The organism is Cellulomonas bogoriensis 69B4 = DSM 16987, from assembly GCF_000767165.1.
Classification (GTDB): Bacteria; Actinomycetota; Actinomycetes; order Actinomycetales; family Cellulomonadaceae; genus Actinotalea; species Actinotalea bogoriensis.
Genome location: NZ_AXCZ01000417.1, coordinates 1 through 640 on the forward strand (window position 1 = coordinate 1; position 640 = coordinate 640).

Genomic DNA, 640 nt, shown 5'->3' on the forward strand with positions numbered 1-640 from the left:
CGCCGTCGAGGGCGTGGAGTACCTGGTCGACGGCCTGCTGATCGCACCGGGCACCTACCCGGGCACTGGCACCGTCGTCGTGGACGCCGAGGCGACTGACGGGTACGTGCTCGAGGGCGAGTCCCAGTTCACCTTCACGTTCACCGACATCCGCCCGGTCACGGCCGCGGCGCCGACGTTCGTGGACGAGTTCGGCACCGAGGAGGACACGTTCACCATCCCGTCCGTCGAGGGCGTGACGTACCTGGTGGACGGCACCCCCCTCGCACCGGGCACCTACCCCGGGTCGGGGACCGTCGAGGTCACCGCCGTCGCCGACGAAGGCTTCGTGCTGACCGGCGCCTCCGGGTTCACTTTCACGTTCACCGACATCCGACCCGTCAGCCCGGTCGAACCCACGTTCACCGACCAGTACGGGACCGCTGACGACACGTTCACCATCCCGTCCGTCAAAGGCGTCGCGTACATCGTCGACGGCACCCCCGTCGCCCCCGGCACCTACCCCGGCACCGGGACCGTCGTGATCGACGCCGAGGCCGAGGAGGGCTACGAGCTCGTCGGCGAGTCGCGGTTCACCTTCACGTTCACCGACATCCGCCTGGCGACAGCGGTGGCACCGACGTTCGTGGACGAGTTCGGC

At 69.4% G+C, this 640-nt stretch carries 1 pseudogene; it reads left to right on the forward strand.

Features of this window, described 5'->3' with window-relative positions:
* Positions 1–640 (forward strand): annotated as a pseudogene (locus N869_RS18175) (peptidase S8/S53 subtilisin kexin sedolisin); the annotation flags it as partial.